Genomic DNA, 14,666 nt, shown 5'->3' with positions numbered 1-14,666 from the left:
GCAAGGTATTGCGATTTTACGCCTTCGCAGCCGGTCGCTTGTCCTCGACCTTCCACTTGCCACCGTCGTAGAACGCCTTCCAGCCAGTCGGCTTGCCGTCGACTTCTGTCTGCACGTACTGCTCTTTGGTTTTGCGGCTGTAACGGATCACTGCCGGGAGGCCGTCCGGATCTTTCTTCGGCGCTTCGCAGAGGAAATGATACTTCGGATCGATCTCATCCTTGTGCGGGATGATCTCCATGACCAATGGCGCACGAGTCTCACGATTTTTCGGGAACTGGCTCGCTGCCAGGAACAGACCGGAGGCACCGTCGCGCAAGATGTAGGTATCGTTGACCTTTTCGCATTTCAGCTCAGGCATCTTCACCGGATCCATCTTTGGCGGCGCCGCATCACCACTCTTCAGCAGTTTGCGAGTGTTCTTGCACGTTGGGTTGGTGCAACCGAAGAACTTGCCGAAACGACCGGTCTTGAGTTGCATCTCGCTGCCGCACTTGTCGCACTCCAGGCTAGGACCTTCGTAGCCCTTGATGCGATAGTTGCCCTCTTCGATTTCGTAGCCATCGCAATCCGGGTTGTTACCGCAGATGTGCAGCTTGCGCTTCTCGTCGAGCAGATAAGCGTCCATCGCCGTACTGCAGATCGGGCAGCGATGCTTGCCGCGCAATACCAGGGATTCCGACTCACCCTCGTCGTCCGCAGCGATTTCATCGCCGGGCACCAGGTTGACGGTCGCCTTGCAGCGCTCTTTCGGTGGCAGGCTGTAGCCCGAGCAACCGAGGAATACTCCGGTCGATGCGGTACGAATCTGCATTGGGCGACCGCAGGTCGTGCACGGAATATCGGTCATCACCGGCTGGTTCGCCCGCATGCCGTTTTCCGCGCCTTCGGCCACTTCGAGTTTTTTCTTGAAGTCGCCGTAGAACTCGTCGAGCACGTTTTTCCAGTCGCGCTCGCCCTGGGCCACGTCATCGAGGTTCTCCTCCATGCCGGCAGTAAAGCCGTAGTCCATCAGGTTGGAGAAGCTTTCGGCCAGACGCTCGGTGACGATGTCACCCATCTTTTCCGAATAGAAACGACGGTTGTGCAGCGCCACGTAACCGCGGTCCTGGATGGTCGAAATGATCGCCGCATAGGTCGAAGGACGACCGATGCCGCGTTTTTCCATTTCCTTTACCAGGCTGGCTTCCGAGTAACGCGCCGGCGGTTTGGTGAAGTGCTGGGTCGGATCAAGCTTGATCAGCTTCATCGCATCGCCCTGGGCCATGTCCGGCAGCACGTCATCATCACCTGGCTTGGCGATCTGCGGCATCACACGGGTGTAACCGTCGAACTTGAGGATACGGCCCTTGGCGCGCAGCTCGAAGTCACCGGCGCCGACAGTGACCGTGGTCGACAGGTATTGGGCCGGCAGCATCTGGCAGGCGAGGAACTGGCGCCAGATCAGCTCGTAGAGGCGCTCGGCATCACGCTCCATACCAGAGAGCTTGCTTGGCTCGGTGTTGGCGTCGGACGGACGAATCGCTTCGTGAGCCTCTTGGGCGCCTTCCTTGCTGCTATAGACGTTCGGTGTTTCCGGCAGGTACTTCTTGCCGAACTCGCCTTCAATATAAGTACGCGCCATCGCCACGGCGTCTGCCGAGAGGTTGGTGGAGTCGGTACGCATATACGTGATGTAGCCGGCTTCATACAGACGCTGGGCCATCATCATGGTTTTCTTCACGCCGAAGCCCAGGCGGTTGCTCGCGGCCTGCTGCAGGGTGGAAGTGATGAACGGGGCCGATGGCTTGCTGCTGGTCGGCTTGTCTTCGCGCTTGACGATGCTGTAGCTGGAAGCCTTGAGCTTCTCCAGCGCGGCCATGGCCTGGGCTTCGTTGAGCGGCTTGAAGGCTTCGCCTTTTTCGCGAGCGACGTCGAAACGCACGGTTGCACCCTTGGCGGTGCCGAGGTCAGCGTGAACCTCCCAGTATTCTTCCGGGATGAACGCACGGATCTCACGCTCACGCTCGACCACCAGTTTCACGGCAACCGACTGCACACGGCCGGCGGACAGGCCACGGGCAATCTTGGCCCACAGCAGCGGCGATACCATGTAACCCACCACGCGGTCGAGGAAACGACGCGCCTGCTGGGCGTTCACGCGATCGATGTCCAGCTCGCCCGGCTGGGAGAAGGCTTCCTGAATCGCCTTTTTGGTAATTTCGTTGAACACCACGCGCTTGTAGCGGCTGTCGTCACCACCGATGGCTTCGCGCAGGTGCCAGGCAATGGCTTCCCCCTCGCGATCCAAGTCGGTTGCGAGATAGATGGTGTCAGCATCCTTGGCGAGCCGGCGCAGCTCTTCGATGACCTTTTCCTTGCCTGGAAGGATCTCGTACTTGGCTTTCCAGCCATGATCGGGATCGACCCCCATGCGAGCGACCAGCTGCTTGCGCGCCTTTTCTTTCGGCGACAGTGCCGGCGCTTCACCCGCAGCGGCCTTGCCGCGCTTGGCGGCTGGCTCTTTGCTGGCGCTAGCCGAACCGCTGGTGGGCAGGTCTCGGATATGGCCGATACTCGACTTCACCACGTATTGGTTACCCAGATACTTGTTGATGGTCTTGGCCTTAGCCGGGGATTCCACAATGACCAGCGATTTGCCCATGGATCAGAAAATTCCTGAATTCTAGAAGTGAAAGGCGTTGGCGCCTGACGCGGCACCGCTATATATAGTGGCTACAAGGTGAGGTCAAGCGCAGGGTTTTGCGCGCACTCAGCTTATGGCTTGGAAAAAACACTCGGTTCGGCTTGCACCAAAGCAAAGCGTGGCACCTGCTCGCCGTCAACTTCGACCGACTCCAGGAACATGCTCAAGGGACGCACCCAAAAGCCGTAATCGCCATACAGGGCTTGGTAGAAGACCACTTCTTCTTCGGTTTCCGAGTGCCGTGCAACACTGAATACACGGTACTGCGGACCTTTGTAATGTTGGTAGAGCCCAGGTTGTATCGGCATGCTTCGGCCCTCACTCAAATCTTTTCAAAATAAAAATAAAAATAAATCCGGAAAAACAAAAACCGGGGCACTTGGCCCCGGCTTCCGTCGACGAAACGATTAAACGCGTTCGAAGACGGTGGAGATGCCTTGGCCGAGACCAATGCACATGGTCGCTACCCCGAAGGTACCGCCATTTTGCTTCATCACATTGAGCAAAGTGCCGGAGATACGCGCACCGGAGCAACCGAACGGGTGACCCAGGGCGATCGCGCCGCCGTGCAGGTTAACCTTCTCGTTCATCTTGTCGAGCACTTTCAGATCTTTCAGCACCGGCAGGGCCTGTGCGGCGAAAGCTTCGTTGAGCTCGAAGAAGTCGATATCGTTGATGCCAAGGCCCGCGCGCTTCAGTGCTTTCTGTGTGGCCGGTACTGGACCATAGCCCATGATCGCCGGGTCCACACCTGCCACTGCCATCGAACGAATCACCGCCAAGGGCTGGATGCCCAGGTCCTGCGCACGCTGCGCCGACATCACGATCATGCACGAAGCACCATCGGTGATCTGCGACGAAGTACCCGCGGTCACGGTACCGCCCTTTGGATTGAAGGCCGGCTTGAGGGCCGCCAGGCTTTCCAGGGTGGTTTCCGGACGAATGGTTTCGTCGTAGTCGAACAGTTTCAGGAAACCATTCTCGTCGTAGCCCTGCATCGGGATGATTTCGTCTTTGAACTTGCCTTCCACGGTCGCCTTGTGGGCGAGTTGGTGAGAGCGCAGGCCGAAAGCATCCTGCTGCTCACGAGTAATGCCGTGCATTTTGCCCAGCATTTCGGCGGTCAGGCCCATCATGCCCGAGGCTTTCGCCGCGTACAGGGACATGTGCGGGTTCGGATCGACACCGTGCATCATGCTCACGTGACCCATATGCTCGACGCCGCCAACGACGAATACGTCACCATTGCCGGTCATGATCGCTTGCGCGGCCGTGTGCAGCGCACTCATCGACGAGCCACACAGACGGCTGACGGTCTGGCCGGCTGAGGTGTGCGGGATTTGGGTCATCAGCGACGCCATGCGGGCGATGTTCCAGCCCTGTTCCAGGGTCTGGTTTACACAGCCCCAGATCACGTCTTCGACTTCGCTCGGGTCGACCTTGACGTTGCGTTCCAGCAGTTTGCTGATCAGGTGCGCCGACATGTCTTCGGCGCGGGTATTGCGGTGCATGCCGCCCTTGGAGCGGCCCATCGGAGTACGACCGAAGTCGACAATCACGACGTCTCTAGGATTCAAGCTCATAAGTTCACTCTCACTCTAGTTGGGGGCGCTTAACCGAAGAAGCTCTGGCCGTTTTTGGCCATTTCGCGCAGCTTCTCGGTCGGGTGGTACAGCGCGCCCAAATCAGCGTACTGGTCAGCCAGGGCAACGAACTCTGCAACACCGATCGAGTCGATGTAGCGCAGCGCACCGCCACGGAATGGAGGGAAACCAATACCGTAGACCAGACCCATGTCGGCTTCGGCAGCGGTTTCGACAATGCCGTCTTCCAGGCAACGCACGGTTTCCAGGCACAGCGGGATCATCATCCAGTTGATGATGTCTTCGTCAGTGACTTCGCGCTGTTCAAACACGATTGGCTTGAGCACTTCCAGGACCGACGGATCGGCCACCTTCTTCTGCTTGCCCTTCTTGTCGGTCTCGTAGGCGTAGAAGCCCTTGCCGTTCTTCTGGCCCAGGCGCTTGGCTTCGTAAAGCACGTCAACGGCCGAACGACGGTCGTCTTTCATGCGATCAGGGAAACCTTCGGCCATCACGTCACGGCCGTGGTGGCCGGTGTCGATGCCGACCACGTCCATCAGGTAGGCCGGGCCCATGGGCCAGCCGAATTTTTCCATGACCTTGTCGATACGGACGAAGTCCACACCGGCGCTGACCAGCTTGGCGAAACCGCCGAAGTACGGGAACAGAACGCGGTTGACCAGGAAGCCCGGGCAGTCGTTGACCACAATCGGGTTCTTGCCCATTTTCTTGGCGTAGGCAACGGTGGTGGCAACGGCCAGCTCGCTGGACTTCTCGCCACGGATCACTTCGACCAGCGGCATCATGTGCACCGGATTGAAGAAGTGCATGCCGACGAAGTTTTCCGGACGCTTGAGGGCCTTGGCCAACAGGCTGATGGAAATGGTCGAGGTGTTCGAGGCGAGGATGGTGTCCTCTTTGACCTGGCCTTCGACTTCGGCCAGAACGGCCTGCTTGACCTTCGGGTTCTCGACGACCGCTTCAACCACCAGGTCAACGTGACCGAAGTCACCGTAGGACAGGGTCGGACGAATGCCGTTGAGCACTTCAGCCATTTTCGCGGCGGTCATGCGGCCTTTCTCAACGCGGCCCACCAGCAGCTTGGCAGCTTCGGCCAGCCCCTGCTCGATACCGTGCTCGTTGATGTCCTTCATCAGGATCGGCGTGCCTTTGGAAGCCGACTGATAGGCGATACCGCCACCCATGATGCCGGCGCCGAGTACGGCAGCCTGCTTCACGTCCTTGGCGATTTCGTCGTAGGCCTTGGCCTTTTTCTTCAGCTCCTGATCATTCAGGAACAGGCCGATCAAGCTCTGCGCAGCAGAGGTCTTGGCCAGCTTCACGAAGCCGGCGGCTTCGACTTCCAGCGCCTTGTCGCGACCGAAGTTCGCGGCTTTCTGGATGGTCTTGATCGCTTCGACCGGCGCCGGGTAGTTCGGGCCAGCCTGGCCGGCCACGAAACCTTTGGCGGTTTCGAAAGCCATCATTTGCTCGATCGCGTTCAGCTTCAGTTTTTCCAGCTTCGGCTGGCGCTTGGCCTTGTAATCGAACTCGCCGGAAATAGCGCGCTTGATCAGTTCCAGCGCAGCCTCCCGTAGCTTTTCAGGAGCCACCACGGCATCGACGGCGCCGACTTTCAGCGCGTCTTCCGGGCGGTTTTCCTTACCGGCGGCAATCCATTCGATGGCGTTGTCGGCGCCGATCAGGCGCGGCAGACGCACGGTACCGCCGAAGCCCGGGTAGATGCCCAGCTTGACTTCCGGCAGACCGATCTTGGCCTTGGTGGACATGACGCGGTAGTCCGCTGCCAGACACATTTCCAGACCGCCACCCAGAGCGATGCCATTGATCGCGGCGACTGTCGGGACGTTGAGGTCTTCGAAATCGCTGAAAATCTTGTTGGCTTCGAGGTTGCCAGCAACAAGCTCTGCATCCGGCAGCTTGAAGTTGTCGACAAATTCGGTGATGTCGGCGCCGACGATGAAGACGTCCTTGCCACTGCTGACGATCACACCCTTGATCGAAGCATCTGCCTTGATGGTGTCTACGGCCTGACGCAGTTCGTTCAGGGTTAGACGGTTGAACTTGTTGACGGACTCACCCTTGAGGTCGAACGTCAGTTCGACGATGCCACTTTCAAGAGCCTTAACCGTGATGGCTTTACCTTCGTAAATCATCAACTGATCTCCACGATATGGAAGCTGAACAGTACACGTCGGACGCAGGCGAATGGCTCGGCAGGGACGTTAAACGTCGATGCTACGCCGATTCACCCGACACACCCGCCAACGCGATAGTCGGGATTCTGTAGGAGCGGTCTGAAATACAAACGCTCAATTCATACGCCCGTTTGATTTGGGTACGTCACCTTCACGGAATTTCCGACAATTGTCAATCGCCCGAAACAGGGGTTGAAACGCGACTTTCCGGTCATTTCCGTACTGCGAAGACCTTCAACACGCCAAGGCATGTGAAGTCATTCATAGGATCAATCATTAGAAAAGTCGCCCTAATTCCCGGCAGCCCGTGTTTAACGAGCTACGCTGGCGGAATCTCAGGGAAAAATGTGCACGCTTTTGGCGAATGCCCAGCGTAAGATCAGCCCACAGCGAATTACCGGCCTGCCTGGCCAACCCCGCCCGATGATGTTGTCGGGCTTTTTATTGCCTGCAAAAAAGTCTGGGGGAGCTGGGCTGCCGGGGATGGACCTGCCACCCCCGTGGCGCTCTCGGGTTCATCGCGAGCAGGCTCGCTCCTACAGGGGGTTGCGGTTCAGGCGAGGGCTTTGAGGGTAGCGTCGATGTGCTGCAAGACCTCGGCTTCGCCCTTCTCGCCCCAATAAAGAGCAATCATTTGTTTGTCGGCCTCGACCTTGTAGACATTGTCCGGCAATTTTTCGAAATGATTGAGCAGCGATCGATCTTCGCAGACCTCCTGCCACTGATTCACCCACACGCCCGGTGATTTTTGCCAGAAACTCCAGCACGCCGGTTGATTGCCCCGTCGTGGTCGGTGGTACTGCGCACAGGGATTTGGCGGCTCCTGGCCGAGCCAGTGCGGCCACTCCTGCGGCGCCAACTGCATGGCCAGGCCGATGCGCCGCGCCTCCATGCGCAGGGCCATACGCCCACTCTGGTGTCGCGACGGTCGCAACCAGGCCAGCGGACTGAGAACCACCAGCAGGATTGACACCACTATCCAGACCGTCATATCTGTACTCCCGATTCTTGATGAGCGTATTCAGTCACTTTGAAACCAATACGCTTGAAACCAGCCATACTTACCAATATCGCAACCCTCAGGAGGAGCACTTCATGCCCTACAACCACATTCTGGTCGCTGTAGACCTAACCGAAGAGTGCGACCCTGTAATCCACCGCGCTCGCGAACTGGCGGTAAGCAATGGTGCGAAATTGTCCCTGGTGCACATTGTCGAGCCGATGGCGATGGCCTTTGGCGGTGACGTGCCGATGGACCTGTCACAACTGCAACAACAGCAGTTCGACCAGGCCAAAGAGCGCCTTGACCGGTTGATCTTGAAATATCCGGAGCTGTCCAGGGAGTACAGCCACCTGACCTACGGCCAGCCACGCCAGGAAATTCACCACCTGGCCAAAGAGCAAGGGTGCGACATGATCGTGGTCGGCAGTCACGGGCGACATGGCTTGGCACTGCTGCTGGGCTCCACCGCCAACGACGTACTGCACGGAGCACCTTGCGATGTGCTGGCGGTGCGCCTGCAAACAAAAAGCTGATAGCCCCCTGTAGGAGCGAGCTCCCTCGCGATGGTCGTCAATGATATCTCGCAACGCCTGACGCCCCGCGAAACTCTCGGATTCATCGCGAGCAAGCTCGCTCCTACGGGGAATTGACCGTAGTCCATATGAAAAGCCCGGCGTTAATGCGAATGAAGCCGGGCTTTTTCATGACAGGATCAATCAGGCGTCCAGCTCGGCCCAACGCTCGACCATCACGTCGAGTTCAGCCTGCAATTGCGCCAGTTGAGCGATCACCGCAGCGGTCTCGGCAGCCGGGCGCAAATAGAAACCAGCATCGGCCATTTGCGCCTCAACACTAGCGATCTGCTGCTCCATCGCTTCAATCTGCCCAGGCAGCGCCTCCAGCTCACGCTGCAATTTGTAGCTGAGCTTCTTCTTCGCCACAGGCGCTTCAACGGCTGCCGCAACCGGCGCAGGCTCGGCCTTGACCACCGCGGAGTTCAGGTCGGCCTTGCCGGACTTGCTCTCGGTCACGCCCAACAGGCGCGGCGAGCCGCCCTGGCGCAGCCAGTCCTGATAACCACCGACGTATTCGCGAACCTTGCCCTCACCTTCAAAGACCAGGGTGCTGGTGACCACGTTATCGAGGAACGCCCGGTCGTGGCTGACCATCAGCACGGTGCCGTTGAAGGTCAGCAATACCTCTTCCAGCAGCTCGAGGGTTTCAACGTCGAGATCGTTGGTTGGTTCGTCGAGCACCAGCAGGTTCGCCGGCTTGCTGAACAGCTTGGCCAGCAACAGTCGGGCACGCTCACCACCGGACAGTGCCTTGACCGGCGTGCGGGCACGCTGCGGGCTGAACAGGAAGTCGCCGAGGTAGCTCAGGACGTGACGGCTCTGGCCGTCGATATCGATGAAGTCGCGGCCTTCGGCGACGTTATCGATCACGGTTTTTTCCAGATCCAGCTGGTGACGCAACTGGTCGAAGTACGCCACGTCAATGCGCGTGCCCTCTTCCACCTTGCCGCTGGTGGGCTGCAGACCGCTGAGCATCAGCTTCAGCAACGTGGTCTTGCCGGTACCGTTGGCGCCGAGCAGGCCGATACGGTCGCCGCGCTGCAGGACCATGGAGAAATCCTTGATCAGGAACGGGCCACCCGGGTGAGCGAAACTCACGTTTTCGAGGACCATCACCTGCTTGCCGGACTTGTCGGCGGTATCGAGCTGAATATTGGCCTTGCCGGTACGCTCGCGACGTTCGCTGCGCTCAACGCGCAAAGCCTTGAGGGCACGTACGCGGCCTTCGTTACGAGTGCGGCGAGCCTTGATGCCCTGACGGATCCAGACTTCTTCCTGGGCCAGTTTTTTGTCGAACAGCGCGTTGGCGGTCGCTTCGGCAGCGAGTTCGGCTTCTTTATGCACCAGGAAGCTGGCGTAGTCGCCGTTCCAGTCGATCAAGCCACCCCGATCCAGTTCGAGGATGCGGGTCGCGAGGTTTTGCAGGAAAGAACGGTCGTGCGTGATGAACAGCACGGCGCCCTGGAAATCCTTCAGCGCTTCTTCGAGCCAGGCAATCGCACCGATGTCCAGGTGGTTGGTCGGTTCGTCGAGCAGCAGCAGGTCGGGTTCGGAAACCAGCGCCTGGGCCAGCAGCACGCGACGACGCCAGCCGCCGGACAACTCGGCGAGGGTCTTGTCGGCGGGCAATTGCAGACGGCTCAGGGTGCTGTCGACCAGGGTCTGCAGACGCCAGCCATCGCGGGCTTCGAGATCGTGCTGGACGTGCATCAGCTTGTCCAGGTCAGCATCGGTGACGATGTTCTGGCTCAGGTGGTGATATTCGGCGAGCAGTGCGCCGACGCCGTCCAGGCCTTCGGCGACCACGTCGAACACGGTCCGCTCGTCGGCTACCGGCAATTCTTGCGGCAATTCGCCGATCTTGAGCCCGGGTGTGCGCCAAACGGAGCCGTCATCGGGCTTCTGGTCGCCCTTGACGAGCTTCATCATGCTGGACTTGCCAGTGCCGTTGCGGCCGATGATGCACACCCGCTCTCCACGGGCGATCTGCCAGGACACCTTGTCCAACAACGGCATAGCGCCGAAAGCAAGGGACACATCGCTGAATTTGAGCAGGGTCATGAGCTTCTCCAAAAACCGGGCGCGCATTCTACCTGACTTGAGGCTTCAGAAGGCCGGCAATTTCACTGTCGAAGCACTCTGCACAGCAAATGTTGCGAACTTATTCAGACAGACCGGCAAAGCTTTCGTCCCCTGCTGGCAAAAGGCTAAGCTACAGTTAATAAAGTGTTGGCTTCGTCAGCACTTGTCATGTTTTCTCTGTTCGGACGTCTCATGCGCAGTCGCATTTTCAAGCTTTTTTCATGTCTTTTACTCTCTGCCGCTGCCGTTAACTCCGCCCAGGCGGTGGACCTGTCTACCCAACGCCAGTATTACGATGAAGCCAAGCGCGCCCTGGCCAAAGGCGATAGCGGCCCTTATTTCCGCTACAGCCAGGCCCTGAGCGATTACCCGCTGGAGCCCTACCTCGCGTACGACGAACTGACCGCGCGTCTGAAAACCGCGAGCAATGCCGAAATTGAAAAATTCCTTGCCGAACATGGCGACCTGCCACAAGCCAACTGGATGAAATTGCGCTGGCTGCGCTGGATGGCTGATCGAGGCGATTGGGAGACGTTCGTCAAATATTACGACCCCAAGATGAACTTCACCGAACTGGACTGCCTGAATGCGCAGTATCAGATCAGCCACAACCTCAAGTCCGAAGGTTACGCCAACACCAACAAACTCTGGCTGACCGGCAAATCCCAACCGGCCACCTGCGATGCACTGTTCGGCATGTGGGCCGCCGAAGGCCAATTGACCGAGCAAAAACGCTGGGAGCGCGCCAAGCTTGCCGCCCAGGCGCGCAACTACCCGCTGGCCAACAGCCTGGTCAACAGCCTGACTACCCTCGCCCCTCGCGGTCGCCTGCTGATCGATGTGGCGCAAAAACCCGAGCTGCTCAATCAGCCGTCGCGCTTCATCCCGGCCGATGAGCCGATGTCCGATATCGTCAGCCTCGGTCTGCGGCGCCTGGCGCGGGAGGACCCGGACAAGGCCATGGATCTGCTCGACGGCTACGCCAGCAGCATGCACTTTTCCCGGGACGAAAAAGTGGCGATCGCCCGGGAAATCGGCCTGACGCTCGCGCGCCGCTTCGACAGCCGCGCGCTGGACGTCATGACCAAGTACGACCCGGAACTGCGTGACAACACGGTGTCCGAATGGCGCTTGCGCCTGTTGTTGCGCCTGGCTCGTTGGGAAGACGCCTATGAACTGACTCGCCGCCTGCCGCAAGACCTGGCCACCACCAACCGCTGGCGCTATTGGCAAGCCCGCAGCCTCGAACTGGCGCAGCCGCAAAACCCTGAGGCGCAGACGCTCTATAAAAACCTCGCTCGCGAACGCGATTTCTATGGTTTCCTCGCCGCCGATCGTTCGCAGTCACCCTATTCGCTGGTTAACAAACCCTTGGTGCTGAGCCAGGCGACAATCAATAAAGTGCGCAACACTCCCGGTATTCGCCGCGCCCTGGAGTTTCACGCCCGCGGACAGATCGTCGACGGTCGCCGCGAGTGGTACTACGTCAGCCGCCACTTCAGTCGAGAGGAAATGGTTGCCCAGGCAAAACTGGCCTACGACCTGAAATGGTATTTCCCGGCGATTCGTACGATCAGTCAGGCGCAGTATTGGGACGACCTGGACATCCGCTTCCCGATGGCTCACCGAGAAACCCTGGTCCGTGAAGCCAGAAACCGTGGCCTGCACTCGAGCTGGGTATTCGCCATCACCCGCCAGGAAAGCGCCTTCATGGACGACGCCCGCTCCGGCGTCGGCGCGTCAGGCTTGATGCAACTGATGCCCGTGACCGCCAAGGAAACCGCGCGCAAGTTCAGCATTCCCTATGCCTCGCCGCAGCAGTTGTTGGAGCCGGACAAGAACATCCAGCTCGGTGCCGCATACCTGAGCCAGGTCCACAGTCAGTTCAACGGCAACCGCGTCCTCGCCTCCGCTGCCTACAACGCCGGACCCGGTCGGGTTCGCCAGTGGCTGCGCGGCGCCGATCACCTGAGCTTCGACGTGTGGGTGGAAAGCATCCCGTTCGACGAAACCCGTCAGTACGTACAGAACGTGCTGTCTTACTCGGTAATCTACGGCCAGAAACTCAATTCACCGCAACCGCTGGTGGATTGGCATGAGCGGTATTTCGACGATCAGTAACCTGAGCCGGCTTGCCGGCGATCGGTCCGCAAGGTGGTGCATCACCCTTGCGAATGCCATCACTGGCAAGCCAGCGCCTACAGGTCGGCCAGTACCTTGCCATCACTGAACTGCAACGCCGCCAATCTTGCATACAGCGCATTAGTGGCAATCAGCTCCTGATGCGTCCCTACCGCCACCAGTTTTCCCTGATCCATCACAGCGATCCGGTCGGCATTTTTCACCGTGGCCAAGCGGTGGGCGATCACCAGGGTCGTGCGGTTTTTCATCAGGCTCGGCAGGGCTTGCTGGATCAGGTGTTCGCTTTGGGCATCTAGCGCGCTGGTGGCTTCATCCAGCAACAGGATTGGAGCATCCACCAGTAGCGCCCGGGCAATGGCCAGGCGCTGGCGCTGACCACCGGACAAGCCCAGGCCGCCGTCACCCAAGTGAGTCTGATAACCGTTGGGCATGGCTTCGATAAAGTCATGGGCATAGGCAATTTTCGCCGCCTCCTGAACCTCCATCAGCGTCGCCGTTGGCTTGCCATAGCGGATGTTCTCCTCGATGCTGCCGAAAAACAGCGCCGGGGTTTGCGAAACGAGGGCAAAGCAGCGGCGCAGGTCCAGAGGATCGAGACAGGTCAGCGGCACGCCATCGAGCAGAAGGCGCCCTTCAGCAGGATCGTAAAAGCGCAGCAGCAGGTCATACACCGTCGACTTCCCGGCCCCGGACGGCCCGACCAGGGCCAGGGTTTCGCCGGCCTTGACGGTCAGACTCAAGCCATCAACGGCATAGCTTTCCGGACGTGACGGGTAGGAAAAACGTACGTCTTGCAGTTCCAGATCACCCCTTACCCGCTCGGGCAAGGTCGCGAGCCCCGTGCTCGGTGGCTGGATGATGTTTTCCGAACGCAGCAACTCGGCAATCCGCTCGGCTGCGCCGGCCGCGCGCTGCAATTCGCCAATCACTTCGCTCAGGGTGCCGAATGCACTGCCGACGATCAGGCTATAAAAGACAAACGCCGCCAGCTCACCGGCAGAAATACGACCGGCTATCACGTCCATGCCGCCGACCCACAGCATGACGCCGACTGCACCCAGCACCAGCACGATCACCAAGGTGATCAACCAGGCCCGCTGGAAAATACGCTTGCGCGCGGTGTTGAACGCTTCTTCCACGGTCAGCGCAAAACGCCGCTCGTCCTGGGCCTGGTGGTTGTAGGCCTGCACGGTTTTAATCTGGCCCAGGGTTTCGGAGACATAACTGCCGATATCGGCAATCCGGTCCTGGCTCAGGCGCGACAGGTTGCGCACCCGGCGACCGAAAATCAGGATCGGCGCAACCACCAGTGGCAGTGCGACCACAACGATGCTGGTGAGCTTGGGATTGGTCACAAACAACAGGACGATCCCGCCGATCACCATCAACAGATTGCGCAAAAACAGTGACAAGGAAGAGCCGATTACCGATTGCAGCAAGGTGGTATCGGCGGTCAACCGTGACTGGATTTCAGAGCTGCGGTTGTTTTCGTAGAACCCGGGATGCAGGTAGATCAGATGATTGAACACCTGACGACGGATGTCGGCGACACAGCGCTCGCCAATCCACGACACCAGGTAAAAACGCGCAAAGGTACCCACCGCCAGGCCGACCACCAACAGCATGAATAGACCGATCGATTGGTTGAGCAAGTGCGGGGACTGGGTCATGAAGCCCTGATCCACCAGCAGGCGGATACCCTGCCCCATGGATAAAGTGATGCCTGCCGTGACGATCAGCGCCAGCAAGGCGCCGAACGCCTGCCAGCGATAAGGCGCGATGAAATGGCTGGCCAGACGTATCGCACGGCGGTGACGAACAGAGAGCATTGGCATCATCCACAACGGAGCAGTGATTAAGGTCGGCCTAGACCGCTGAACGGGGCGGAACTCGGTAAATCATAATGAGTCAGGTTAATTATGACCGCCCCTGCTAGATGCTAGACACTATTGGTCTAAAGTCCGGGTGGCAACATCGCGCTATTTCTGGTGGACTGGTGCTGCCGCCATGCAGAGATCGCAGGGAGTTGTCACAGCCTGGTCACTTGGCGGTTCTAAAGTAGGCACACAACCTGATGAGGAGACAGGCCATGTCCTTGCAAGACAGCAGAGATGACAAGATTCAAGTGATCCGCACACAGCCCGACCAGTCTCTGGGTTGCTCCATAATCGATGCAGATGGCCGCGAAGTACCGATCACTGAAGACATGATCCAGACCGCGTGCCGTGAACTGGAACAGCGATTGGTCAAGCCTGCCGAACAAAAGTGATATAGCCACCGTCTTCTTGACCCGGCCCCTGTTGGCCGGGTTTTTTATGCTGTTTTTTTGAGGGTGCTGCGCCCCCCACGGATTCAATGCGATGCCAATGTTTCCGC

10 protein-coding genes are annotated in these 14,666 nt (G+C 59.0%); 3 read left to right on the top strand and 7 right to left on the bottom strand.

Annotation, left to right across the window (positions count from 1 at the left end; genetic code table 11):
- Nucleotides 1–16: 16 nt before the first annotated feature.
- From topA to ACGJAX_RS15210, 5 genes are all read right to left on the bottom strand, one after another.
- Entirely contained in the window at nucleotides 17–2,644 is a 2,628-nt protein-coding gene (gene topA / locus ACGJAX_RS15230) for a type I DNA topoisomerase (protein ID WP_247254135.1), read from the bottom strand.
- Nucleotides 2,645–2,757: 113 nt separating this feature from the next.
- On the bottom strand, nucleotides 2,758–2,994 hold the full coding sequence (locus tag ACGJAX_RS15225; protein WP_034147901.1) for a DUF1653 domain-containing protein: 237 nt from the start codon (nucleotides 2,992–2,994) through the stop codon (nucleotides 2,758–2,760).
- A 99-nt stretch (nucleotides 2,995–3,093) separates the two neighbouring features.
- A complete protein-coding gene (gene fadA / locus ACGJAX_RS15220) occupies nucleotides 3,094–4,269 on the bottom strand; it encodes an acetyl-CoA C-acyltransferase FadA (RefSeq protein ID WP_390955260.1) in 1,176 nt (391 codons plus the stop codon).
- 29 nt (nucleotides 4,270–4,298) lie between these two features.
- The gene (gene fadB / locus ACGJAX_RS15215) at nucleotides 4,299–6,446 is read right to left on the bottom strand and encodes a fatty acid oxidation complex subunit alpha FadB (RefSeq protein ID WP_390959774.1); all 2,148 of its coding nucleotides are present in this window, start codon (nucleotides 6,444–6,446) and stop codon (nucleotides 4,299–4,301) included.
- A 595-nt stretch (nucleotides 6,447–7,041) separates the two neighbouring features.
- Nucleotides 7,042–7,479, bottom strand: coding sequence for a hypothetical protein (locus ACGJAX_RS15210; protein ID WP_247254133.1), 438 nt, complete (start codon nucleotides 7,477–7,479; stop codon nucleotides 7,042–7,044).
- A gap of 104 nt (nucleotides 7,480–7,583) precedes the next feature.
- Here ACGJAX_RS15210 and ACGJAX_RS15205 point away from each other — a divergent pair, with 104 nt between their 5' ends.
- Nucleotides 7,584–8,024: a universal stress protein gene (locus ACGJAX_RS15205; protein ID WP_090327238.1), complete on the top strand. Its 441-nt coding sequence runs from the start codon at nucleotides 7,584–7,586 to the stop codon at nucleotides 8,022–8,024.
- Nucleotides 8,025–8,207: 183 nt separating this feature from the next.
- On the opposite strand, the gene ACGJAX_RS15200 is transcribed toward ACGJAX_RS15205, so the two are convergent.
- Entirely contained in the window at nucleotides 8,208–10,127 is a 1,920-nt protein-coding gene (locus ACGJAX_RS15200; protein WP_090318524.1) for an ATP-binding cassette domain-containing protein, read from the bottom strand.
- A 213-nt stretch (nucleotides 10,128–10,340) separates the two neighbouring features.
- Here ACGJAX_RS15200 and ACGJAX_RS15195 point away from each other — a divergent pair, with 213 nt between their 5' ends.
- Complete coding sequence (locus ACGJAX_RS15195) at nucleotides 10,341–12,269, top strand: transglycosylase SLT domain-containing protein (RefSeq protein ID WP_390959771.1); 1,929 nt, start codon at nucleotides 10,341–10,343, stop codon at nucleotides 12,267–12,269.
- Between the two features lie 77 nt (nucleotides 12,270–12,346).
- On the opposite strand, the gene ACGJAX_RS15190 is transcribed toward ACGJAX_RS15195, so the two are convergent.
- Nucleotides 12,347–14,128 carry an ABC transporter transmembrane domain-containing protein gene (locus ACGJAX_RS15190; RefSeq protein WP_390959769.1) on the bottom strand — a complete coding sequence of 594 codons (1,782 nt, stop codon included), beginning with the start codon at nucleotides 14,126–14,128 and terminating at the stop codon, nucleotides 12,347–12,349.
- Between the two features lie 251 nt (nucleotides 14,129–14,379).
- On the opposite strand from ACGJAX_RS15190, the gene ACGJAX_RS15185 reads away from it, so the two are divergent.
- Complete coding sequence (locus ACGJAX_RS15185; protein ID WP_090318513.1) at nucleotides 14,380–14,559, top strand: PA1571 family protein; 180 nt, start codon at nucleotides 14,380–14,382, stop codon at nucleotides 14,557–14,559.
- The last annotated feature ends 107 nt before the right edge of the window (nucleotides 14,560–14,666 follow it).

This window comes from Pseudomonas moorei (genome assembly GCF_042846945.1).
In the GTDB taxonomy this organism is placed as follows: Bacteria; Pseudomonadota; Gammaproteobacteria; order Pseudomonadales; family Pseudomonadaceae; genus Aquipseudomonas; species Aquipseudomonas moorei.
This window is presented reverse-complemented; position numbering and strand designations above follow the sequence as displayed.

Bases quoted from the DNA above. Each gene is read 5' to 3' on its own strand.
- topA (WP_247254135.1), bottom strand. From the start codon at position 2,644: ATGGGCAAATCGCTGGTCATTGTGGAATCCCCGGCTAAGGCCAAGACC.
- ACGJAX_RS15225 (WP_034147901.1), bottom strand. From the start codon at position 2,994: ATGCCGATACAACCTGGGCTCTACCAACATTACAAAGGTCCGCAGTAC.
- fadA (WP_390955260.1), bottom strand. From the start codon at position 4,269: ATGAGCTTGAATCCTAGAGACGTCGTGATTGTCGACTTCGGTCGTACT.
- fadB (WP_390959774.1), bottom strand. From the start codon at position 6,446: ATGATTTACGAAGGTAAAGCCATCACGGTTAAGGCTCTTGAAAGTGGC.
- ACGJAX_RS15210 (WP_247254133.1), bottom strand. From the start codon at position 7,479: ATGACGGTCTGGATAGTGGTGTCAATCCTGCTGGTGGTTCTCAGTCCG.
- ACGJAX_RS15205 (WP_090327238.1), top strand. From the start codon at position 7,584: ATGCCCTACAACCACATTCTGGTCGCTGTAGACCTAACCGAAGAGTGC.
- ACGJAX_RS15200 (WP_090318524.1), bottom strand. From the start codon at position 10,127: ATGACCCTGCTCAAATTCAGCGATGTGTCCCTTGCTTTCGGCGCTATG.
- ACGJAX_RS15195 (WP_390959771.1), top strand. From the start codon at position 10,341: ATGCGCAGTCGCATTTTCAAGCTTTTTTCATGTCTTTTACTCTCTGCC.
- ACGJAX_RS15190 (WP_390959769.1), bottom strand. From the start codon at position 14,128: ATGATGCCAATGCTCTCTGTTCGTCACCGCCGTGCGATACGTCTGGCC.
- ACGJAX_RS15185 (WP_090318513.1), top strand. From the start codon at position 14,380: ATGTCCTTGCAAGACAGCAGAGATGACAAGATTCAAGTGATCCGCACA.